At 39.2% G+C, this 23671-nt stretch carries 26 protein-coding genes and 1 other annotated feature; of the genes, 3 read left to right on the plus strand and 23 right to left on the minus strand.

What is annotated here, in order from left to right; translation table 11 throughout:
* Window positions 1–19 precede the first annotated feature (19 nt).
* Window positions 20–631 (minus strand): Holliday junction branch migration protein RuvA, encoded by a 612-nt coding sequence (ruvA, locus tag AC1DRF_RS05970; RefSeq protein ID WP_013059321.1) that lies wholly within the window; start codon window positions 629–631, stop codon window positions 20–22.
* 297 nt (window positions 632–928) lie between these two features.
* Window positions 929–1465 (minus strand): BofC C-terminal domain-containing protein, encoded by a 537-nt coding sequence (locus AC1DRF_RS05975; protein WP_052500271.1) that lies wholly within the window; start codon window positions 1463–1465, stop codon window positions 929–931.
* Between the two features lie 297 nt (window positions 1466–1762).
* Here AC1DRF_RS05975 and AC1DRF_RS05980 point away from each other — a divergent pair, with 297 nt between their 5' ends.
* Window positions 1763–2836: a YsnF/AvaK domain-containing protein gene (locus AC1DRF_RS05980; RefSeq protein WP_477740424.1), complete on the plus strand. Its 1074-nt coding sequence runs from the start codon at window positions 1763–1765 to the stop codon at window positions 2834–2836.
* Between the two features lie 105 nt (window positions 2837–2941).
* Here AC1DRF_RS05980 and AC1DRF_RS05985 read toward each other — a convergent pair whose 3' ends face one another.
* The 6 genes from AC1DRF_RS05985 to nadB all read right to left on the minus strand — a co-directional run bounded on the left by AC1DRF_RS05985 (window position 2942) and on the right by nadB (window position 9677).
* Window positions 2942–3601, minus strand: coding sequence for a YhcN/YlaJ family sporulation lipoprotein (locus AC1DRF_RS05985; protein WP_013059324.1), 660 nt, complete (start codon window positions 3599–3601; stop codon window positions 2942–2944).
* A gap of 94 nt (window positions 3602–3695) precedes the next feature.
* Window positions 3696–4661: a phosphotransferase gene (locus tag AC1DRF_RS05990; protein WP_247645687.1), complete on the minus strand. Its 966-nt coding sequence runs from the start codon at window positions 4659–4661 to the stop codon at window positions 3696–3698.
* Window positions 4651–5931 (minus strand): SafA/ExsA family spore coat assembly protein, encoded by a 1281-nt coding sequence (safA, locus tag AC1DRF_RS05995; protein ID WP_477740427.1) that lies wholly within the window; start codon window positions 5929–5931, stop codon window positions 4651–4653. The genes AC1DRF_RS05990 and safA overlap by 11 nt, the downstream gene beginning before the upstream one ends.
* A gap of 214 nt (window positions 5932–6145) precedes the next feature.
* The gene (gene nadA, locus AC1DRF_RS06000) at window positions 6146–7246 is read right to left on the minus strand and encodes a quinolinate synthase NadA (RefSeq protein ID WP_477740425.1); all 1101 of its coding nucleotides are present in this window, start codon (window positions 7244–7246) and stop codon (window positions 6146–6148) included.
* Window positions 7203–8096: a carboxylating nicotinate-nucleotide diphosphorylase gene (nadC, locus tag AC1DRF_RS06005; protein ID WP_025750594.1), complete on the minus strand. Its 894-nt coding sequence runs from the start codon at window positions 8094–8096 to the stop codon at window positions 7203–7205. The genes nadA and nadC overlap by 44 nt, the downstream gene beginning before the upstream one ends.
* A 36-nt stretch (window positions 8097–8132) precedes the next feature.
* Complete coding sequence (gene nadB, locus AC1DRF_RS06010) at window positions 8133–9677, minus strand: L-aspartate oxidase (protein WP_427075321.1); 1545 nt, start codon at window positions 9675–9677, stop codon at window positions 8133–8135.
* Between the two features lie 89 nt (window positions 9678–9766).
* On the opposite strand from nadB, the gene AC1DRF_RS06015 reads away from it, so the two are divergent.
* A complete protein-coding gene (locus AC1DRF_RS06015) occupies window positions 9767–10903 on the plus strand; it encodes an IscS subfamily cysteine desulfurase (protein WP_427075322.1) in 1137 nt (378 codons plus the stop codon).
* A gap of 15 nt (window positions 10904–10918) precedes the next feature.
* Window positions 10919–11464 (plus strand): transcription repressor NadR, encoded by a 546-nt coding sequence (locus AC1DRF_RS06020; RefSeq protein ID WP_013085115.1) that lies wholly within the window; start codon window positions 10919–10921, stop codon window positions 11462–11464.
* A gap of 28 nt (window positions 11465–11492) precedes the next feature.
* Here AC1DRF_RS06020 and pheA read toward each other — a convergent pair whose 3' ends face one another.
* The 15 genes from pheA to AC1DRF_RS06095 all read right to left on the minus strand — a co-directional run bounded on the left by pheA (window position 11493) and on the right by AC1DRF_RS06095 (window position 23408).
* On the minus strand, window positions 11493–12365 hold the full coding sequence (gene pheA / locus AC1DRF_RS06025; RefSeq protein WP_028410569.1) for a prephenate dehydratase: 873 nt from the start codon (window positions 12363–12365) through the stop codon (window positions 11493–11495).
* A 28-nt stretch (window positions 12366–12393) separates the two neighbouring features.
* Window positions 12394–12843 (minus strand): ACT domain-containing protein, encoded by a 450-nt coding sequence (locus AC1DRF_RS06030; protein WP_013059332.1) that lies wholly within the window; start codon window positions 12841–12843, stop codon window positions 12394–12396.
* Between the two features lie 33 nt (window positions 12844–12876).
* Window positions 12877–14163 carry a GTPase ObgE gene (obgE, locus tag AC1DRF_RS06035; protein WP_013085117.1) on the minus strand — a complete coding sequence of 429 codons (1287 nt, stop codon included), beginning with the start codon at window positions 14161–14163 and terminating at the stop codon, window positions 12877–12879.
* 51 nt (window positions 14164–14214) lie between these two features.
* Complete coding sequence (locus tag AC1DRF_RS06040; RefSeq protein ID WP_013085118.1) at window positions 14215–14751, minus strand: Spo0B C-terminal domain-containing protein; 537 nt, start codon at window positions 14749–14751, stop codon at window positions 14215–14217.
* A gap of 171 nt (window positions 14752–14922) precedes the next feature.
* Entirely contained in the window at window positions 14923–15216 is a 294-nt protein-coding gene (rpmA, locus tag AC1DRF_RS06045) for a 50S ribosomal protein L27 (RefSeq protein ID WP_013059335.1), read from the minus strand.
* Between the two features lie 16 nt (window positions 15217–15232).
* Window positions 15233–15565 carry a ribosomal-processing cysteine protease Prp gene (locus tag AC1DRF_RS06050; RefSeq protein ID WP_427075323.1) on the minus strand — a complete coding sequence of 111 codons (333 nt, stop codon included), beginning with the start codon at window positions 15563–15565 and terminating at the stop codon, window positions 15233–15235.
* Window positions 15566–15574: 9 nt separating this feature from the next.
* A complete protein-coding gene (rplU, locus tag AC1DRF_RS06055) occupies window positions 15575–15883 on the minus strand; it encodes a 50S ribosomal protein L21 (protein WP_013059337.1) in 309 nt (102 codons plus the stop codon).
* Between the two features lie 14 nt (window positions 15884–15897).
* Window positions 15898–15969 (minus strand) — a sequence feature (ribosomal protein L21 leader region).
* A gap of 78 nt (window positions 15970–16047) precedes the next feature.
* Window positions 16048–17517, minus strand: coding sequence for an Rne/Rng family ribonuclease (locus AC1DRF_RS06060; RefSeq protein WP_427075324.1), 1470 nt, complete (start codon window positions 17515–17517; stop codon window positions 16048–16050).
* An 81-nt stretch (window positions 17518–17598) separates the two neighbouring features.
* Window positions 17599–18465 (minus strand): M50 family metallopeptidase, encoded by an 867-nt coding sequence (locus tag AC1DRF_RS06065; RefSeq protein WP_052500270.1) that lies wholly within the window; start codon window positions 18463–18465, stop codon window positions 17599–17601.
* Window positions 18458–19240, minus strand: coding sequence for a M23 family metallopeptidase (locus AC1DRF_RS06070; RefSeq protein ID WP_043976110.1), 783 nt, complete (start codon window positions 19238–19240; stop codon window positions 18458–18460). The genes AC1DRF_RS06065 and AC1DRF_RS06070 overlap by 8 nt, the downstream gene beginning before the upstream one ends.
* A 120-nt stretch (window positions 19241–19360) precedes the next feature.
* On the minus strand, window positions 19361–20161 hold the full coding sequence (minD, locus tag AC1DRF_RS06075; RefSeq protein WP_013059341.1) for a septum site-determining protein MinD: 801 nt from the start codon (window positions 20159–20161) through the stop codon (window positions 19361–19363).
* Between the two features lie 2 nt (window positions 20162–20163).
* On the minus strand, window positions 20164–20847 hold the full coding sequence (minC, locus tag AC1DRF_RS06080) for a septum site-determining protein MinC (protein WP_477740426.1): 684 nt from the start codon (window positions 20845–20847) through the stop codon (window positions 20164–20166).
* Between the two features lie 116 nt (window positions 20848–20963).
* Complete coding sequence (gene mreD / locus AC1DRF_RS06085) at window positions 20964–21482, minus strand: rod shape-determining protein MreD (RefSeq protein WP_013059343.1); 519 nt, start codon at window positions 21480–21482, stop codon at window positions 20964–20966.
* A complete protein-coding gene (gene mreC / locus AC1DRF_RS06090) occupies window positions 21482–22363 on the minus strand; it encodes a rod shape-determining protein MreC (protein WP_013059344.1) in 882 nt (293 codons plus the stop codon). Before mreC ends, mreD begins: the two co-directional genes overlap by 1 nt.
* Before the next feature lie 19 nt (window positions 22364–22382).
* Complete coding sequence (locus AC1DRF_RS06095; protein WP_013059345.1) at window positions 22383–23408, minus strand: rod shape-determining protein; 1026 nt, start codon at window positions 23406–23408, stop codon at window positions 22383–22385.
* Between the last annotated feature and the right edge of the window lie 263 nt (window positions 23409–23671).

A 23671-nucleotide genomic window follows, 5' to 3' on the forward strand; every position in this document is an offset into this window, starting at 1 on the left:
CATTTTACTCCTCCCTTACTCATTGTTTCAATAATCGCTTTAACGCTTCTTTAATATACTGATCCGTTGTCATCGTTTCCTTCATTAAAGCCGGAACAATTTTTTTGATTTCTCTTTCTGCATAACCTAATACTTTAAGTGCTTCAATCGCTTCATCCAGTGCTTCTGAACTTTGAGATTTGACTTCTTGTGCGTCCAAATCTGCGAATAAAGAAGGAACGGCATCTGGTACAATATCATGCAGCTTTCCTTTTAAATCTAGAATCATCTGTCGAGCTGTTTTTTTACCTACTCCTGGAAATTTAACTAAAAACTTCTCATCTTCCTCTTCCACAGCTTGGACAACCTGCGCTGGATTACCTGACGCTAAAATAGCTAAACCGCCTTTTGGGCCAATTCCTGACACGCTAATTAACTTCATAAATAAATCCTTTTGTTCTCGGGAAGCAAACCCGTAAAGTGCAATTACGTCTTCTCTTACATATTGATAGGTGTAAACCGTCTTTGGTTGTTCATCAATTGAAAATACATATGGATTCGGCGTAAAGACTTGATAGCCTATCCCATTGTTTTCGATTACTACATACTCAGGATTTATATATGTAACAGTACCTTTGATATAATCAAACAATAAGCTCTCTCCTTAATCACGTACGCGCGGGCAGTGACCTTCCACTTTGCCTACGAAGAATCCTGCCCGCATCGTTCTCTATTTTCCTTTAAAGCTGCTTTTTAAAAAGACGTTCAAGAGAACGTTTGCCTCTTTTCATCTTTGCCAACCTATTTTTACAATAGCTATAAAAAATAGAACCGCACACTTTTATTGATGAATGACCTTTTAAAATATATACAATACTAGACTGCTGAATACCATTTTAACATATCGCCAAAAGCAAATAGAAGCAATTTAGAATGTTGCATTCAATAATTATTTTACCATACTAAAAAACGGCTGCTTGATTGAAAGCGGCCGCTGCTGGAGCTGATAGATTTTATAGAAATTAATGAGGGAAAGATATTCATCTTTTGATTGAACGCGAATACCTTTCTTTAATTGTTCATGCTGATAGCTCTCAAGCCTTTTGATGTCAATTTGAAAAAACGATTGTATAATATGCTGCGACGAAGCTGGTTTGCCTTCAAATGCTGAGAGAATACCGTTAACAGAAAGCCCTACATAACCGTTCTCTTTTAAAATAGGTGAAATATCGTCTATGCTTGTTCTAAAAACTAGCTCTTGATCCGTTTCTTTAAGCAGTCGCCAATTTTTATATTTTTTCATTAATTGTTTTTTCGTCATAGAAGGGCTTTTGATCATCTCTTGACTTACAACTCCATCCACATACACGCGCTCAAGAAATAATGTCATCGGCTCCTTTTCATTCGCATCTGCACGGTATGGCATTATACAAAGCACAATACTTACTAGCATTAAAAAAGCTGCTTGATGAATGACTTTCTTCACTCACCTTCACCTCACACGTTAATCATACTCTTTTTAGTATTATCTAAAAAGGTTTTGTGAAAATCTACACTAATAGTTTGACCTACTTATTTTCTTTTATCCTCTTATTTTATGAAGCAAATCCCTTTTACGATATTATGTTAAGAAAACATGGCGTATTTGTTACATTTGCACACTATTTGTAAAATTTTCTCTTGAACGTTTTAATTAAATTTTCGTAGGGTATGTACATAGTGGAAGTAATTGTAAGGACTTCTATTATCTATTTTCATAAAAAAGGGAGCTGAAGTAATGAGAATGAATAAACGTGTAGTCGGAACTTTTTTTTCGGAGAAAGAAGCTTTAGATGTTATCCATAATTTAAAGCGTCAAGGTTATCGAGAAACAGACATTATGGTTATTTCTAACAGTAAAAGCAATACATTTCAAATAGGTCACGATACAAATGTAATTATTGAAGCTGGTTCACCTGCCGTAAGTTCATTAGCTGGCGTCATGATGGATAACTTTTTCACCATGATGACAGGCGGCATGGGGCTCAAACAAGGAAACGGCTTGAAATCAAAATTAATCCGCATGGGCATACCAGACTTCTCAGCCGTGAAGTGCGAAACAGATGTAGCTGCTGGTAAAATTCTAATCTTGATAGATGCCGTAAGCTCTGAACAAACTCCAGCGTACGGAACCTATACGGAACACAACGAGCATAGAGCCGTCCAACTACGTGAAGAAAAATTAGATGTCTTAAAAGAACGCGTCCAAGTGGGTGAAGTAAAACTCCACAAAAAAGTAATAGAGGAAGAAAGAACTGTACACGTTCCTGTTACGAGAGAAGAGTTTTATATTGAACGTCGCCCTGTAGTTGATGGAGACTATAACGCGGGGCCACTTACAGAAGATGAAATTATTCGTGTTCCAATCATGGAAGAACGAGTGGAAATAACCAAAAGACCAGTTATTGTTGAAGAAGTAATTATAGGAAAAAAACTTATTCAAGAAACAAAAGAATGGACTGAAACAATTAAAAAAGAAGAAGCAAGCGTAGAACCTGATGGACTCGCGAGCCCTGAAGTATACGAAAATATGATGAACTATACAGACCATACTTACGCTCAAGTTTCTGCAGCTCTAGCAAGCGACGTGGAAGCTGAATACGAAAATAGTCAGACAACTAACAACGAGAAGCCAAACACACAAGCTAATGAGACAAGCTCTTCTGCAAAAAATGTAAAAAATACAAAGAGTGTCGCTACGGCACCAGCAGATACGAAAAAAAGAGAAGGTCGCCTCAAACAAAATGAAACTAACGCTCAAAAGGAAGAAGCGGAATCCAAAACAACAAACAAATCTGCTTCTAACAAGAAAAATTAATAGTTACATGTTCGAGGAATAGCTGCCTGGCTTCAATGGCAGCTTTTTTATATGTCTTCTCATCAAAAAAAAACAGCCGTCCTTCACAGACAGCTGCTTCTTCATTTAACGATGTTTATGATTGACATTCTCATCGACTGATTCAAATAGACCATTGAAATTAGTTTGAATCGTATTTCGGTCTTTTCCATTTCGAATATCGTCATCAAGAGAGCGAGCGTTCATAAATACATCATGATCTACTTTTACTTGAACATTGTAGTCCTTTGCAATAGGCTTTACTTTATCGAGCACGTTTTGTTTTAAACGGCCGTTATTTATGTCTTTGGCCGGATCCACAGCAACTAATAGCTGATCTCCACGGACAACGGCGCGACTATTTTCTACACCTTTAACGCTTGCAGCCCGATCAGCCACTTTTTCCGTAAAGTCTCTTGGATAATCTTCACCATAATACATATTAGCAACGCCATTTGTACGATCATTTGTATTATTGATGTTTCCATAAGGGTTTGTCGGATTGTCAAAACGTCCATCACTTACGTTTAACGGATAATTAGGTGTTCCATTCCCATCTAAAACTTCAGTCATTGGACCTTTCGGATTATCTACGCGATGTTCATTCGCTTTTTCATTTGTATGATACCCAACAGGCTGTGTCGTATCTGTATAGCGCTGTTCCATACCTTGGTCTTTGTTATTGCAAGCGCCAAGTCCCATCATACATGCAAAAGCTAAAGAAGTTGCTACATACCTATTCAACATAATCGCCCCCTAATTTAAGCTCTATTTACTCTGAGCTTACTATTAGGATTAAAAGACGAGCCGTTTCTTATTCGATGAAGTGTTTATAAACTCTTTACATGTCATGTAGGTTTTGTAAGTGCTGGTAAATCACTCGATAAAAATGTGTACGCTGTGACCATTCTTCGACTGATTGTTGCATTAACCTTTGGCGATTTGCCCATGATAAAGCAGAGGCATTTATATTCCAGTTTCTCATCAGCATCGATGGAAATAGTAAAGAAGCAAGAAAAAAACGCTGCTTGCTTAATTCTTTTATTTTCGAGTGTTGAAGTAGTTCTTTCATCGACCACTGGACGTAAGGCAAAAAGCGCTGCACAAGCTGAACATAGTCATAAAGAGCAGGAGCTTTAGCCGATAAGTCAAAATCAATCATAACAATACCCAAGTGGTTTGTTTTCAAGAAATTATGTGAAGCAACGTCACCGTGAATAATGGAACAGTTCAACCCACTATCTTTGAAACGTTCCATTAAGACTAAAGCTTTTTCTCCCCAAGTCACAATGTCTTTATATACATGAAATTGATTAAATTCCCTAAATATATGTGAGGTTTCTCGAAAAGAGGAAAGCCGCTTTTTCCATTTTAAAATAAGATCATACTCAGAAAGCTTGGTATACGCGGCTATTTTCTTTTTATGAACTTCTCCATGATAGCGGATCAATGCTTGTAATACTTCTTCGCGATCCTGAAAACTTTCATACGTTACCTCTTTTACTTGCTTAACAAAAGGCATCATCGCCCAATACAAATGACGGTCCTTTATATAAAGTTCACCTTCTGGGTAAGCTTCGAAATTAACAGCGTACCCTTGTTGAATCTGAGATAAAAAATGATAAACATGTTCAATTTTACTTTTGTCTTTGTATGCTTTTATTACTTTTTTTCCTTTATTCGTATCCGCTATGATGACATGAGGCTTTTTCATACGGTAGGTCTCAACGTGAATATCTCTTTTTTTCAAATAGAGAAAGAGACGATTTAAATTAAAATCGTCTCGTGTATAATAATCAATCTTCATCTTCGTCGTACTCATCATATTCTGGAATACTAAATGCATTTGGGTCAAACGCAGGATACGGAGGTACACCAATCATGCCATATGGGGCTGGATAGGGTGCCCTTGGGTCCTGAAAGCCATAAGGTACCTGTTGTTGGTACTGTGGATAAGGCTGCTGTGGTGCATATTCGTCAGGTCTTGGTTCACCGCATCCGCAGTCTCCTTGCTGCTGTGGCGCATATTGCTGCCCATAATGGTAAGGCGCGTTTCCATAACCATCGGAAGAACTTTCATAATGGCCACCTGTCATAGCTCCTTGTACTTGTGGATACATCGGTGCTTGATGATAGGCCGGATAAACGGGCTGCTGATATCCCCATGGAGGCGGACAAGGAGAACATTGTACCGGTCCATAGCAGCTGTGTGGCATCATTGGATACATTGGCATCGGTGCCATGTGAGCGCCCATCGCATGTTCTTCAAACGATTCGTTTTCATAACCGTGATGATACATTGGAGCCTGTTGATACATTGGCATTGGATATGGCTGCGGTGCATACATTGGCGGATGACACGGCATATAATTAAATCCGTAGCCTGGCATCACAGGCGATATCGGCATGATTGGGTAACATGGCATTTGAGGAGGCATTTCTATACTCTCCATCTCAGGACTTTCTGGCGATTCATGCTTAGGCAGTTCTTTTGGTGCTTCTTTTTTTGGAGCCTGCATCKCCATATTAACGGTGTAATAATTGTTAATATCAATCTCAGGTGCAATTGGCTTTAATTTAGGAAGCTTTGGCGCAACTGGCATTTCTTTTTTAGGCTGCGCAATTGGTGCTTCTTTTTTAGGCTGCGCGACCGGCGCTTCTTTCTTTGGCTGCGCAATCGGCGCTTCCTTTTTCGGTTGAGCAATCGGTGCTTCTTTCTTTGGCTGTGCGATTGGTGCTTCTTTTATCGGTTGCATAAACGGTGTTTGAGCAGGCTGATTAGCTGACTTTTTCTCATCCGGACTTTCATCAATTTCCGTTACTGGATAAGCTTTTGTGGATTGGTCACTATAAGGGTGTTGAACTTTAGGCATTTCTTTTATACCAGGTGAAGGAGCTCCTTCTTTTTGAACAGGCACTCCGCTTGTCGGCACTTTAATTTTCATTCCAGGCATGATCATGTCTGGATTGCTTAATTGAGAATTCGCTTTTTTTAACTCTTCAAAATTAACCCCATACTTTTCAGCGATTTTCCAAAGGGTATCCCCTTTTTGAACGATATGGATTTTCAACGTCATTCCCCTCCCGAGTAGAGTCTCTGCCATCTATATGTGCAAAATCAAAGTAAGTTCTGTTTGTTCATCACAAGATATGCCTTGAACCATTTTTTTATTCATTTTGCCCACAGTTTGGTTCAAGTTTTTATGATAAAGAAAAAAAGACTTATCAACACAAACAATATGTCAATAAGTCTTCTTTTAGACCTTCTCTTTTTAATTGTCTTAAAAATCTTTATGCTCGTTCTAACATATTCGTTAGCGCTTTGATCGCCCCTTGTGCTGTATGTTTATCCACCTTGATTTGATTCACTTCTGTTCCTTCTTCGATGCTTTCTAAAGCCCACAGCAAGTGAGGCAAATCAATTCGGTTCATCGTCAAACAAGGACACATATAGGGATTAAGCGAAACAATTTCTTTATCCGGATGACTGTTGATAATCCGTTTTACTAAGTTCATTTCCGTGCCAATGGCCCATTTAGAGCCTGAAGGGGCTTTTTCAATTGTATCAATAATATATTTTGTAGAACCTGCATAATCTGATTTTTGCACCACTTCATAAGAACATTCCGGATGAACAATAATATTCATCTCAGGCTGCTTCTCGCGTAAATAATCAATATTTTCAACCGTAAAATTTTCGTGCACAGAACAGTGACCTTTCCACAGAATCACCTTGATATTGTTTATATCCCCTTCATATTCAAGCATTTCTTCAATAGGATTCCAAATGGCCATTTCATCTAGTCCAACACCTAAATCATAAGCTGTGTTTCTGCCCAAATGCTGATCTGGTAAAAAGAGAATGCGCTCTTTTTTAGAAAATGCCCACTCCACCATATTTTTTGCATTTGAAGATGTTACAGTTGCCCCATCATGTTCGCCCACAAAAGATTTAATTGCAGCTGTAGAATTCACATACGTAAGCGGAATAATCGTATCTCCGAAAAGATCCTGTAAGACAGGCCATGCCTTTTCTGTTTGCTGAATAGTAGCCATATCAGCCATTGAACAGCCAGCTCGCATATCCGGCAAAATGACTTTTTGATTTTCAGCTGTTAAAATATCAGCTGTTTCTGCCATGAAGTGAACGCCGCAAAACACAATATGCTTAGCTTCTCTATTTTCAGCTGCTATTTGAGCCAGCTGTAAGGAGTCTCCTACCGCATCTGCAAATTCGTACACTTCATCTTTTTGATAATGATGGCCGAGCAGAAACAATTTGCTTCCGAGCTTTTTCTTGATTTCTAGTACTCTTCTTTTCATTTCATTTTCTGTGAGCTCTATATATTTAGCGGGCAGCGTTTGCTGCTGAAGCGTTTGTAATAAACTCATGATTTCCTGTTCCCCTTTCTGTTAATAAGTCCAAGCTGATATCGATAGCCCCTGCTGAATGCGTTAAAGCTCCAAGTGAAATATAGTCCACTCCGCTGTCCCTAAAAGAATGGAGCGTGCCAAGCGTAATTCCACCGGATGCTTCTGTGACAATATGAGCGGGAACCAGTGGTATCCAATCTTTAATGACTTCTGGAGAACAGTTATCGAACATAATGACATCTGCTCCTGCCTCTATTGCTTCTAGCAACTGACTTTTGTTTTCAATTTCTACTTCCACCTTAACCATATGTCCAACCTGCTCTCTTACTTTCACAACAGCGTCTAGAATAGATCCTGCATGTGCAATATGGTTATCTTTTAACATGACGCCATCGTACAATCCAAAACGATGATTATAACCTCCTCCAGCACGAACGGCATACTTCTCTAACATTCGCATACCAGGCGTTGTTTTTCGCGTGTCACATATACGCGTATGTGAGCTGCCAAGCAGCGCTACGGCTTTGTGCGTCATCGTGGCAATGCCACTCATTCTTTGAAGTAAATTTAAGATTACCCGTTCACCGGTCAAAATAGATCGCACGGGTCCTGAAACGGTAGCTATTTTATCTCCAGGATTAAGAACATCTCCATCTTTTTTCTCCAAATTCACTTTCACGTCAGGGTCTATTAAATGAAATCCTTCTTTAATCAATTCCACACCTGCGATAATACCTGATTGCTTTGCCGTGAACACAGCTTCCCCTTGGTCAGACGGAGAAAAAATAGCTTCACAGGTTATATCTCCATCTCCAATGTCTTCTATAAAAAAAGACTGCAATAGTTTTTGTAATTTCAACGTGTTCATTGTGCTACCTTCACCTTTCTTTTTAGATTTTCTTGCTTATAAAATCAATGATTGTTTTGTTGAAGCAGCAGACTGCTTAATAATTCGCTTATGCTCCCATTCTTGGTTTTCATGCGGAAAGTCACTTCGGTAATGACCTCCTCTACTTTCTTTTCTTGCAAGAGAGGACTCGGCAATAAGCAGACCTGCAGTTAGCATATTGCAGATGGTCGCTGCTTCCCTCGAATATATAACTTCTTGGTCAAGAGGTATTCCATCCAGATAATTTGTGAATTCATGCACAATAGTAGCCAATTCGTTTTCGTGACGAATGATGCCTACACAATCCATCATCTTATGCTGAATTTGTTTTTTGGCAGGCAGTATTTTAGGCATGCCTTTATACACGTAACGGACGGGGGGATAACAAGATATCGTTCTCGCTTTATGTAAAATATGACGCCCTGTCCGTTTTCCAAATACAAGACACTCTAACAATGAATTGCTTGCTAGACGATTTGCTCCATGAACGCCCGTAAAAGAAACTTCCCCCACGGCATACAATCCTTCAACGCTTGTTTGTCCGTAACCATCTACTTCAATTCCACCCATTAAAAAATGTGCGCCGGGAGTAACAGGTATTCGTTTTTTGTCCAGTTGAATTTTATACTTCCGACACAGTGCCGTAATCGTAGGAAATTTTTGTTGGAAATGAGCCACTTTTTCAATGTCTAAAAATACAGAGCTTCCTTTTTTCATTTCATTAAAAATTGTCCTTGCTACAACATCTCGCGGTGCTAAATCCTTAAAGGGATGAATGCCTTCCATTATGCGTTCATTCCATTCATTTACCAGCACGCCACCTTCGCCTCGAACCGCTTCGGATACTAGACCTTTCGCTTCCTTTTGATACAAAAGCGTTGGATGAAACTGAACAAATTCTAAGTCCGCTAATTTTGCTCCAGCCCTGTACGCAAGCGCTAGCCCATCTCCTGTCGCCAGCGGCTGGTTAGATGTATGCTTGTACAAAGCGCCGATTCCTCCGGTAGCAATAACCGTTTGACGAGCATGATATATAGTAATTTTGTTGTTTTCACCTTGTCCGATAGCACCTCTGCACGTTCCATCTACAGTTATTAAATGCTGAATCATTTCGTTTTCAATGACTGTAATATATGGCAGTACTTCTTTTTTCAAAAAAGCGAACAGCGCTTGTCCCGTTGCATCCCCACCTGCATGCAGAATACGATTCGTACGATGGGCTCCTTCTTTTCCAAAATGCAGCGTACCATCTGGATTTTTATCAAACTTCATTCCTTTATGAATCAATTCATTTACTACAGCCGCACCTTCTTCCACTAAAGTGCGTACCGCTTGTTCATTGCAATGCTTATTGCCCGCAACCAACGTATCATAGAGATGTTCACTCCAGTGATCGCTGCTTCCAATAGCAGCTGCTACTCCACCTTGAGCAAGAACTGAGTTATTGCGGTCAAGTTTCCCTTTCGTTACCATTACAACTCTGTTATGACGACACAGTTCATAAGCTGCAGAAAACGCTGCTAATCCGCTTCCAATAATTAAAACATCCGTCTCTAACATTTTACACCTCTTTATTTACATGTGTCTTGACACCTATATTTACATATTATTAAATGAAAGACAAGAAGTTTTTTTATCGGAGGGAGAAAATGATTTATCTGGACTATGCAGCAACAACGCCAATGAGACAAGAAGCAATTGAGGTATATACTGAAGCGGCAACAAGCTATTATGGAAACTCCAGCAGTCTTCACACACTTGGAACACAAGCAGAAAATTTACTGACGCTATGCAGAAAAAAATTAAGCCTGTTAGTAAATTGTCGAGAGGATGATCTTTTTTTTACAAGCGGGGGAACAGAAGCTAATTACTTAGCTATTCATTCTCTTTTAAAAGGAAAAAATGATGTAAGAAAACATATAGTGACAACGAAGCTTGAACATTCTTCAGTCCTTTATACGTTGCAGCAGCTTGAAAAAGAAGGATTTTCCCTATCTTACGTACCTGTAGATCAAAGCGGAGTTGTGTCTGTAGACGACTTAAAGAAGACGATTCGACCTGACACTGTGCTAGTAGCCATTCAGCATATCAATCATGAGCTCGGTACAATTCAGCCAGTTGAGGATATTGGCCATTTTTTATCTAAAAAAGAAATTCTCTTTCACTGTGATTGTGTTCAATCTTTTGGTAAGCTTCCTATTGATGTTAAAAAGCTGAAAGCTGATAGCATCTCAGTCTCTAGTCATAAAATTTACGGACCAAAAGGTGTAGGAATGGTATACATGAATTCAAGTTCTTCTTGGAAGCCTATTTACCATAAAGCAACTCATGAAAAAGGCTTTCGTCCTGGGACTGTAAATACAGCGGGCATTGCTGCCTTTACTGCAGCAGCTGAATGCGCATATGCAGAAATGAAGACCGCCCGAAGCCATTATGAGCGCTTAAAATCGTACTTACTGGAAAACCTGGAGCCTCTTGCTCCTTTTATAGAAGTAGAAGGCCTTGGGAACTCTCATTTTCCTGGAATTATTGGACTGACGTTTTCAAACATACAGGGTCAATATGTTATGTTACAATGTAATCGTCACGGAATTGCTATATCTACGGGAAGTGCCTGTCATGTAAATCAGCAGGAACCATTAGCTTCTCTGCTTGCGATTGGCAAATCGACTGAGAATGCTAAGAACTTTGTACGTATTTCATTCAGTCAACATTCAACGTTTAAGCATATTGATCGACTCATATCTGTTTTTCATTTATTACAGCAAGAATTTATGACAGTGTAAAAGGAGGGATTAAAGGTGCCAGGAACTCAAAAGAAAATTCTTGGAGAAGAAAGAAGAGAACTTATTCTACAATGGTTACAAACAGAGAATAAACCAATGACAGGCAGTGAGCTTTCGAAACGAACGAACGTTAGCCGCCAAGTCATTGTACAAGATATTTCGCTGCTTAAAGCTAAAAATGAGCCCATTATCGCAACAAGCCAAGGATATATTTACATTCAAAATTCATCTCAAACTACCGTGCATCAGCGAATTATTGCCTGTCAGCATACGCCAGAAGATGCTGAAAAGGAGCTTCTCCTGCTTGTTGACCACGGCGTTCTCGTAAAAGATGTAACAGTTGAACATCCTGTGTATGGTGAATTAACGGCTTCCGTTATGATTCAAACCCGAAAAGAAGTAGAAACGTTTATAGAAAAAATTCAAGAAACAAACGCAACTTATTTATCTCAGCTAACAGATGGGATTCACCTTCATACGATTGAAGCAGATACAATTGAAAAACTGAATGCTGCCTGCTTAGCTCTTGAAGCGGAAGGCTATTTAGTTTCGAATGAATAAAAAGGTGTTATAACAAAAAAATCCCGCTTTAAAGCGGGATTTCTGTTTCAAGTAGTGTATGGGGATAGCTTCCTAAAAGCTCTACGCTACAGCCTAGTGCCTCAAGTTCAGCCATAGCCCCAGGGATTAATACTTCATCCATTTTTTGTTCAATATCAACGATAAAGAAATAGTTTCCAAGCCCTGTTTTCATAGGACGGGATTCTATTTTAGACAGATTTAGCTTACGCCAGGAGAAGGCTGAAAGCACTTGATGAAGTGCTCCTGCCTGATCAGATGGAAGTGTAATCATTAACGTGGTCTTGCACCCGTTTCCAGCTAAAAATGGCACCTCTTGCGCTCCATCTTTATGCAAAATAACAAACCTTGTTGTATTATGATCATAATCATGAATGTTCGGGCAGGCAATATGTAATCCATATTCATGGGCTGCTAACCCATTCGCAATAGCTCCAATATTAAGCTCAGGGTGTTCGCTTACATACTTAGCAGCAAACGCCGTTGATGTCATCTCTTCTACTGCAGTTGACGTACATTCTCCGTGTAAAAATTTATGACACTGCGCAATTGCATGAGGATGAGAATAAATCGTTTCAATGTTTTTCCACTGTTCTGCACGAGATGGATGAACCATTAAATGCTGACGAATTGGAAGTACAATTTCTCCAACAATCGGCAGACGACGTTCATGAATAAGATAATCAAGTGTTAAATTTACAGATCCTTCAAGTGCATTTTCTAACGGTACAATTCCATACTCAATTTCTCCGTTATCCACTGCATCAATGCATGCTGGAATTGTTTTGTATGGAATATGGTCGTGCTGTTTAAATACGCCTTGGACGGCTACATGTGTAAATGTTGCCTTTGGTCCTAAATATCCTACTTTCCCCACAATCATGCCTCTCCTTATCTATATCTGTTTGCCATTATGCCCCTGAACCAAGCACGTCCACTTTATCTACAAACTCTAAGCTTTTCAGTCTTCGCAGCATTTCATTTAATTCAACATTCATGCTTGCTGTATCTAATGAAAGAGTTACGTTGGCACGCCCTTGTAAAGGGATGGTTTGGTGAATCGTTAACACATTGCATCCTGATGATGCAACGGTGCTTAATAAATGTGATAAAGTTCCTGATCGATCTTCAATATGAAAAAATAATGAAATAATTCGCTGTTTGACAACCGTCTGAAACGGAAAGACCGTGTCGCGGTACTTATAAAAAGCACTGCGACTCAAGTCTACGGCTTGTACAGCATCTGCTACCGATTCAGCTTTTCCCCGTTCAATTAACAGCTTCGCATCCAATGTTTTTTTCATCGCTTCTGGTAATACATCTTCGCGAACTAAATAAAACTGCTTATCGCTCTTATGCAAGTAAAGCCCCTCCCCTTATCCTATGAACAACAATTAGTCAATAAATTCAAATTCATATTCAAACAGCTTTACAATATCGCCATCTTTTGCTCCTCGTTCACGAAGGGCTTCATCGACGCCCATGCCTCGAAGCTGACGCGCAAATCGACGAACGGATTCTTCACGTGAGAAGTCAGTCATCTTGAATAATTTTTCGATTTTTTCACCGCTTAATACGTATGAGCCATCGCTATCACGCGTAATAACAAATTCCACTTCTTTCTTTTCATGCTTGTACAGTACGCGGTGCATAGATAGATCTTCCTCTTCTTGCATTGGGAATTCCGGCGTAGTTTCTACAAGATCAGCTACTGTAAATAACAGTTCGCGGATTCCATTACGCGTTGCTGCAGAAATTGGAAAGACTTTCACTTCGTCTCCTACTTTTTCTTTGAATGCAGCTAGATTCTCTTCAGCTTGCGGGATATCCATTTTATTTGCTACCACTACTTGCGGACGTTCTGTTAAACGCATATTATATTGACGCAGCTCTTCATTGATGGTTAAGTAATCTTCATATGGATCACGGCCTTCTAAACCTGACATATCGATTACATGGACAATAACGCGGGTACGTTCAATGTGACGTAAAAACTGATGACCTAATCCTACACCTTCATGTGCACCTTCGATTAGCCCTGGTAAATCTGCCATCACAAAACTGCGATTATCTTCTGTTTCAACTACTCCTAAATTCGGATTAATTGTTGTAAAATGATATTCAGCAATTTTTGGCTTTGCAGCAGACGTTACGGATAATAACGTTGACTTTCCAACACTTGGAAAACCAACTAATCCTACATCGGCTAATACTTTTAATTCAAGAATTACATTTCTCTCTTTACCTGGCTCTCCATTTTCTGAAAGCTCCGGTGCTGGATTTGCAGGTGTAGCAAAACGCGTATTCCCACGCCCTCCGCGTCCACCTTTAGCAATCACTGCGCGCTGACCGTGCTCAACTAAATCAGCAATCGTTTCGTTCGTATCTTCATCTAACACAACCGTACCTGGTGGAACYTTTACAACCATCGGCTCAGCGTTACGTCCGTGCTGTCCTTTTGACATTCCATGTTCACCGCGGCTTGCTTTAAAGTGACGCTTATAGCGGAAATCCATCAGCGTACGCAATCCTTCTTCTACTTCAAAGATGACATCTGCACCGTGACCACCGTCACCACCTGCAGGACCTCCTTTTGGTACGTACTTTTCGCGACGAAAGGCAACCATTCCATTTCCTCCGTCGCCACCTTTTACATATACCTTGACCTGATCTACAAACATTTCTTTTTCACTCCGTTCTATATCTTAGCTCCTGCAATAGCAAAAGCGCTGTTAACTTATTGTGAGCATAAGGCTAAATTCATCTTCAGACATATGCTGCTCAACCAATGCAACTCCTTGAGCGCACTCATAACATTGTAGCTTGTTTTGTAGCTTCTGTATATCTGTTAGTATTCCACTAAAGTCAAAAAAGAAACGAATTCCCTGTTCTTCAATGCATACTGAAATACTCAAATAGTTTTCTGCATGATAATCAACATATTTTTCGAGTGCTTCTGTCAAATAGCAACACCAGTTGTATACGAACTCATCGTATTGTGATAAATCCTTCAATTCTCCGAGCACTTCCACATCTAAGCGAACAGCATGGTTATTCCAATGATAGGTCATAACAAAGCCCGCAAACAGTCGCATATTGATGTTTGTTAACTTGGATTCATGTTTGGATTCATTTACAATTTCTTCAATGATTTCATTCGCTCGATCAAGCCGATTCAACGCTAGATTGCCTTTGATTAATTGCAGCTTATTTAACCAATCATGCCGCGCGTATCTTAATACTTCTACGACATCCCATTCTTTTTCCATCTTAGCACTCCTAACTTTGACTCGAGCATAAGTATTTCACAACGCTGACAAACATCTCGTATCAATCTTCTTAGATATGTTCGATTATAACAAATTCCAATGGGTAATAGGTGAAATATTCTACAAAAAGAAAACTCTAACCTACTTGGGTTAGAGTTTTCTTTTTGTATCTTATGCTTCTTGAGCAACAGGGTATACAGATACTTTTTTACGGTCACGACCGAAACGTTCAAATTTAACGATACCGTCGATTTGAGCGAATAAAGTATCATCTCCACCACGACCTACGTTTGCACCTGGGTAAATTTTAGTACCGCGTTGACGGTATAAAATTGAACCACCAGATACGAATTGGCCATCAGCACGTTTAGCACCAAGACGTTTCGAGATTGAATCACGACCGTTTTTAGTACTACCTACTCCTTTTTTAGAAGCGAAGAATTGAAGGTCTAATCTTACTAACATGACATCCACCTCCTGTTTAGTTGTCGTTAATTTTTATATAATTACTGTAATCTAATTCGATCGTTTTCAGTGAAACAACCATACCTTCTAATAGCAATTGAATCTGTTCCAATGTGAACGAATCCACATCTTTTGGAATCTCACAACTGAGATACCCACCATCTCCACCTTGCTCTAAGTGCGGTTCAACCCCACTTATTGAAAAGATAGCATTAATTGTCCCAAATGAAACTGCAGATGCTCCCGCACAAACAAGATCTTTTCCGTGTTCGGAAAAGTCAGCATGTCCACTCATCGTGAACCCGTCAACTTTCTTATTTGCATCACGAGAAATCGTCACCTTAATCATTTGTTATAATTACGCGTTGATAGCGTCGATTACAACTTTTGTGTAAGGTTGACGGTGACCTTGCTTACGACGATAGTTTTTCTTTGCTTTGTATTTAAATACAGTGATCTTTTTAGCGCGACCTTGTTTTTCAACTTTAGCCGTAACTGTTGCACCTTCTACGAAAGGAACACCAACTTTCACGCTGTCGCCACCTACAAATAATACTTTGTCAAAAGTAACTGTTTCGCCTTGTTCACCAGCAAGTTTTTCAACGTAGATTGCTTGACCAGCCTCTACTTTAATTTGCTTACCACCAGTTTCAATAATTGCGTACATTCTCTGCACCTCCTCTAAAAACTAAGACTCGCCATCACAGGTGTTCAAGTGAACTTAAAACCTGTTCTGAGCGGTTGTAGCACGGGTGCTACAAACCAACATATTAAATCTTACTACAAATCAAAGGTTAGTGTCAATTGGAATTCATGTTTTCTTCTAAAATTTTATATAGAAGCAGAGACCCTTTTTTGGATCTGCTCATTCGACCCCAATTGACGCAAAACAAATGCGTTTGTATAATCATTGCTTGGCGTAAGATATACGGTTTTTTTTACCATTTTCTCTAAAGCGTTGAGAAATCCTTGAGCCTTCATTTCATTTATAACATCACTTCGCGCCTCAATCCAAATAGCCTCTTCTTCCGCGCCGCGATGTTCCCAAATTACACGTTCAATTTGAAAAGCAGCCGTTTTGGAATCAATCATTTTACCGGTTCCTTCACATACTTCACAAGGCATAGTTAATGTTGATCCAATACTATTGCGCACTTTCTTCCGCGTTAATTGCAATATCCCAAGCTCTGTAAAGCCAACTACATTCGTCCGCACTTCATCTTGTTCACATAGCTTTTTCATGTATCTTTCTACTTCTGTCCGATCTTCTTTATGAGGCATATTTATAAAATCAATTAAGATCATGCCGCCTAAGTGACGTAATTGCATCTGTTTGGACAGTTCATACGCAGCTTCCATATTTGTTTGAAGCATTGTCTTTCGAATATTATCTTTTCCTGAAAACTTCCCCGTGTTCACATCCACGACCGTCATCGCTTCCGTTTCGTCAATAACGATATAGCCTCCGCTTTTGAGCCACACGATTCGCTTTAAAAGCTTCTCTATTTGCCGTTCCACATCGTAAAAAGAGAAAATATTTTCATTTCCTTTATAGTACTCTATTGACGAGTTAGGGTAGGTAGTTTGAAGATGCTGATATAGGTCGAAGTCATCTACTACTATCCCATCAATTCCTTGTTGAAGTGCAGCTTCCACTCTTGTTTCGAGAAAATCTTGTCCTTTGCTGACTAGGGCAGGAGCTTTCATTCCCTGTGTCTGTCGTTCAAGGCGCTCGTATTTTTTCTGTAGCTCTTTTATTTTATGTTGGACCGCGGCTTCTGATTTTTCTGCAATCGCTGTTCGAAATAAAAAGCCTTCCATCCCTTGTTTTAACCGCTCACCAAGCTGTTTCCACTGTTGTCGTTTTGGCTCAGCTATTTTTTTGGATACAGCGACATAGTTTCCGTGCGGTAAATATACAAGCTCATCAGAAGAAAATTCAATGATACCCGTCAGCTTGGGCCCTTTTGTCCCAATGCCTTCTTTTACAACTTGAACCAATACTTTTTCTCCTTCACGGATAAAAGCAGACATCGGCTGCTGATCTTTGTGAGGATTCTCTGACTGCTGATAGGATACAAGTTCATTTCGATGAATAAACCCGTTCATTGATAAACCGATATCGATAAAGGCTGCTTGCATATGCGGTAGTACTTTTACTACTTTACCCCAATATATATCACCAATAATCTGATTCTCGCTTTGTTCTTGTAAATAGATTTTTTCTAGTGCTTTATCGTTTATCACGGCTATACGTTTTGAAGAAGTAGCCGCGTTAATAATACATGCCTTCACATACATTGCCTCACTTTAATCTAAATTCATAGGAAAAAGTTCGGTCAGTGCACCGAACTTTTTCATTCTATTCTATGTTACTAGAAATCAATAAACTGTTACAAGTTCGTCTAGTTGGCTATTTGTTCTTTTTTCTACAAAGTAAGCGTGTAAAAGTTCATTTTCATCAATTTGTACATGCTCGCCTGTTTGAGATGTAGCAATAATCATATGCTTACAACCTCTTTGAAATTTTTGCAGAACTTGATGGAGCGTCTCACTGGTTGATACACTTAGTGTTTTTAAAGCTCCAATTGGATGCTCTTTGCCATGATATCTCTCCAACAAAAAGCGCATGTAGACAAATTGCCTGCTCTTCCATTCTAAATATCCGGATATAATTAAAAATGAAATAACAATCCATAAGTGCAGCTGAAAAGGATGCATAATGACGGCATAAATAATACCGACAGCTAAAAAAAACGTTGATAACCGGAGCGCAAGCTTATGCGCTTCTAAAAATGGTAAAGACCGACTGCAAATTAAAAAAAGCAGCTTCCCTCCGTCCAATGGCCAAATGGGCAAAAGATTAAACAGTAAAATCACCGTGCATTGAAACATAAATTGCTCATACGTTTCCAAAGACAACACATTTATTTTCATTAATAAGAAAGCAGCTCCAAACATCCAGAGATGCTGAAGAGGTCCACTTATTATCACAATAAACTCTTCTCGAAATGGACGATTCCCATGTTCATCTACTTCTGCTACTCCCCCAAAAGGTAAGAGCATAATTCTGCGAATCCGCCAAGAAAAACACTGAGCCGCTACGGCGTGGCCCAGTTCATGAATAATTACAATAATAAATAACAAAAAAAGCTGCTTTACCGTAGCCGTTAAGATACCAATTACGAAAATCCCCCAAAACAATGGATGAATGTGAATTTTCATCAATAACGAAAAAGCACTATTCAAATTGAATCACCTGACTAGGATCAACAAACTTATCGCCTTTTTTAATAGCAAAATAGAATGTTCCAGCATCGCCTTTTTTACTGTTTTCCACAATTCCTACTTCTTTGCCTTTATTCACAAAATCATACATACTAACATTGATTTTTTTGAGCTGTCCATACCAAGTTTCGGTTCCATCGGCATGTTGAATAATAACGGTATTCCCAGTATCATCACGTTTCCCTACATACCTTACGATACCTTCACTCATTGCTTCTACAACCGAATCCACTCCTGTTTGAACCGTCACGCCTTGCTTACTTTGAGCAAATGTTTCCGTTACTTTCCCCGAAGCTGGAGTAGCATATTCTCCGCTTACACTTTGCTCCGTTTTGCTAGACTGTTTATTCGGCAATAGCGTTAACGGCTTCCCAAACTTATCTTCGTACCAGGAGGAAACAGCTGCAAACTGAAATTCTTTATCCATTGTTTGTTGAACCACCACTCTGGCATGTTCAAAAGTAGGAGAAGCGTTCTTGAACATAATCCCTACAATTAACACTAAGCAGGCTGAAGCTAAAATTTTAAATAAAAAGCGTTCTTTTCGAAATAACGGGTGATATTCCTTTGCTGATGGTGTGTATTCAACCGCAGAATAATCCATCGATCCATATTTTTCTTCTTCACTCATTAAGGACGTATGAAGAGGTTCTTGAGGAAGACGCTTTGTTGTATTTAATTGTTTTCGCTTACGCTCAGCAATTCGTTTACGGATTTCATCAGCACGTCGATTCATGATTCATCATTCTCCTTGTTCTTATCGTATAATCAACTATATGACTTGTCCGTGGAGCTTATGACAGCTTGACTCTACAAAATCAAACAAATAAAAAAAGCTTCCTCTATCGGAAGCTTTTTAAGAACGAACACCAAAGAATCGTTTAATACGTGCAAACATTCCCTTATCTTCTTCATCTAACGATTGAAGAGGAACCGTTTCACCTAGAATACGTCTTGCAATATTACGATATGCAATTGATGCTTTGCTTGATGGGTCCATGACAATTGGTTCACCGTTGTTAGAAGCACGAATAACATTTTCATCGTCAGCAACGATTCCAATTAAATCAACAGCTAGAAGCTGAGAAATTTCTTCCACGTCCAGCATGTCTCCATTTTTCATCATATGACTACGGATTCGGTTAATAACCAGTTTTGGAGACTCGATATCCTCTTGCTCCAATAATCCAATAATACGGTCAGCATCACGAACAGCTGAAACTTCCGGTGTTGTCACAACGAGTGCCTTATCAGCGCCAGCTACGGCGTTCTTATAGCCTTGTTCAATACCAGCTGGGCAATCAATAACCACATAGTCATAGTCTTGCTTTAACTGAAGAACTAACTCTCGCATTTGTTCTGGTTGAACAGCTGTTTTGTCACTCGTTTGAGCAGCAGGAAGTAAGTACAAACATTCAAAACGCTTGTCCTTAATCAAGGCTTTTTGCGGTTGGCATCGACCTTCTACCACGTCTACAAGATCATAAATAATACGATTTTCAAGCCCCATTACAACATCCAAGTTGCGTAAGCCGATATCAGTGTCTACTAGACACACCCGCTTTCCAGCTAATGCTAGAGCAGTACCTAAATTGGCTGATGTCGTTGTTTTTCCAACTCCACCTTTACCAGACGTAACAACAATAGCCTCTCCCACTGTCAAATTCTCCTTTCTACCCTGGTCAAATTCGGTCTTAGATGCGGTAAAGTTTGCACGCGATCTATTACCATTTGATCATTATCATCTAAGTATGCACATTCCATTATATTCTCTTCCTTCTCACTGCGCTCTTCTTCTGATCGGGTAATAATATCAGCAATGCGTAGCTGTGAAGGTTTCATTAACGATGCAGCAATAACGGCGTTTTTATTGCCGCGATATCCTGCATGAKCAATCCCTTTTAAAGCACCTAATACAAATAAATTTCCTCCAGCTACAACGGTTCCTCCGGGATTTACGTCTCCGACTAGAAGCAAATCGCCTTCTACATGGAGAACCTGTCCTGAACGAACTACCTTTGTAACAGATACTAATTCACTTTCTTCTCTTACGCGGACTGCATCTTGCTTTAAAATAACGTTACTATCAATTTGTTTAACTACTAAATACTGATTTTCTTCTATGAGCGCCTTCAATTCGGTTTCCTGCTCTGTAGTTAAATAACGATTTCCGATTTTGACATACACTGTGACGATCTGATCGGCATCGCCATGCTTATTTGTCAAAAGCTTCGTCTTAAGTTCCGTCAAAAGCTCTGCAAATGAACATGTATCATTGAGATGCAACGTTAATCCATCTTTTGTTCCTTTAATTGTCACATTTTGTTGCTTTTGTTTATTCAAGACGCTCACCTCAACGAATATATAATTTCGACAGAGACTTACTCAATTCCTTTTTTTCGTTTCTTCAATCAGCATTTTTATCCTATCATGAACGAGAAGCGTAATGTATGTTCCGATCAGCGTTCATCGATAAATTTAGCAAAATATTGAAAACATCTTTGAAGCGGAAATGCAAAAATGAGTGCAAATATGGCATTTAAAATGATGGTTGCGTAAAATCGCTCTTGCAAGAAGCGACCAATGGTCATATCGGATATATTAATAATGCTATTAATTCCATATACATAAAACTCAATAATGGCTACAGCTAATAGCGACATGCAGATTACGATAAGCGTATTTTGCTGAAAAATCTTCATTAGTTTTGATACGATATAGCATACGGCCGGCAATCCAAGCGCGTATACTCCTAAGACATCCGTAAAGGCAATATCATACATGAATCCAAGGATTACCCCATATAGCATCGCTTGCTTTGGGTGATAATACACTGACATAAAAGCCAGTACCACTACAACAAAGTGAGGCGATAGAATCCAGTCTCGCCATGGTGATGCCATGGCGACAAAATTAACAAAGATACTTTCAAACATAAAAACGACAAGCACGAGAATAGGAAGGACAAACCGCTTCATCAGTTAGCCTCCTCCGCCCCTAAATCGTCTTCAGCAGCGGGGGCACTTCTTTTAGCTACAACTACGTTATCTAAGTCATACAAGTCAGCAGCAGGTTTGATATAAGCTTTTTTCGTTAATCCATATTCATCAGGCTCAATTTTTGTGATAACGCCAATTGGAAGATTGCTAGGGAAAATGCCGTCTTCTTGTCCTAAACCAGACGTTACTACTTTTTGCTTTTCTTTAATATCAGCATCAAATGGAATACGACGCATAACAAGCGCCTGTTCTTTATCATCATAGCCTTCAATTAAACCAAACACTTCTTTTTTAGCCTGAATTTTAGCAGATACACGGTTTGTACGATCTGATGAACTAATTAACTGTACAGTAGATGTGAACTTAGATGCATGCTTCACTTTACCAATCAGCCCTTCAGGAGTCATAACAGCCATATTTTCCTGCACATTATGAACCGTCCCTTTATCAATGGCAATTACCTCATGCCAACGGTCTGGATTACGAGCAATAACTGTTGCTTCGATTGGGTTGTATTGACTTAAATCCGTTTTTTTGTCGAGCTGTGCTCTTAATTTTTTATTTTCTTGCTGCAAAGCGTTGGCTTTCGTTTCTAATTGCATGCGTTCGTCTAAACGGGCTTTTAATACCTCGTTTTCTTCGTATGTACGCTTTAAGTCACCTACATTCTGAAAGAAACCCGCTACAAATTGTGCGGGTTCATTAAAGGTAGCCTGAACAAGACCAACCGTATCTTTGACAAACTGTTCAGGCCACGTTACATTTTTACGACCATTTAACGAAAAACCAATCAATGCCACTAATACAATAATACTGACTAATAAAATAACTAAACGTTTATTTAAGAAAAATTGTGGCACGATCTACACCTCTTAATATTTAGCGATATGAATCGCTTGTACGATTTTTAAATAAATCAATGTGTTCTAACGCTTTACCAGTTCCAATTGCAACACAGTCAAGCGGATCTTCTGCGATGACAACCGGCATATTTGTTTCTTCACTAATAACTTTATCTAAATTACGTAGCAATGCGCCACCGCCTGTTAATACAATACCGCGATCCATAATATCTGCCGCAAGTTCAGGTGGTGTTTTTTCTAATGTACTTTTTACTGAATCTACAATAGAAGCCACTGTATCTTTTAGCGCTTCTGCAATTTCTTCTGCTGAAATTTCGATTGTTTTCGGTAGACCTGTTAGTAAGTCACGTCCGCGAATTTCCATGTTTTCAATACCTTCAGGAATTCCGGCAGAACCGACTTCTACTTTTAATGCTTCTGACGTACGCTCACCGATCATTAAATTGTAATTCTTGCGAATATATTGAATAATCGCTTCATCCATCTCGTCCCCAGCGATACGGATTGACTGACATGTTACGATTCCTCCTAAAGAAATAATCGCAACTTCTGTTGTTCCTCCGCCAATATCTACTACCATACTTCCCGTTGGCTCCCAAACCGGTAGATTGGCGCCGATTGCTGCAGCAAACGGTTCTTCAATTGTATACGCATCACGCGCGCCAGCCTGACGAGTCGCATCAATAACGGCACGTTTCTCAACAGCTGTAATGCCAGAAGGTACACAAACCATTACATACGGCTTACCCGCAAACAAACTTTTTGTTTTTTGAGCTTGATTGATGTAATATTTCATCATCGTCGCAGTTGTTTCGTAATCTGCAATAACTCCATCTTTCATTGGACGAAGGGCTACTACGTTCCCAGGTGTACGACCAATCATATTTTTTGCATCGTTACCTACCGCAACGATTTGTTTTGTATCAGTTTGCAAAGCCACAACAGACGGCTCACGCACAACAATTCCTTTTCCTTTTACATAAACGAGCGTATTTGCAGTACCCAAATCTATTCCAAGGTCTCTAGTACCGATTCCAAACATGTGTCTCTTCCTTTCTCTTACCAAAATGCAAAGGTAAAAATTCCATAATTCAATTTCTTCATTTCATAAGTAACATTTTTTATTTTCTATACTTTTTTCATAGATGTCAACGCCAAATATTGTATGATAAAAAGTCATACTTTGTCTATTAATAACGAATGATTGTAAAGAACTTGTCATTTAAAATCATGACTACTATTATAACCCAAGGATTTTAAAAAGCATAGCTTTACATGTATCCTTTTTCTTTTAAACTAATATAT

The sequence above is a fragment of the Priestia sp. P5_B4 genome, from assembly GCF_056400385.1.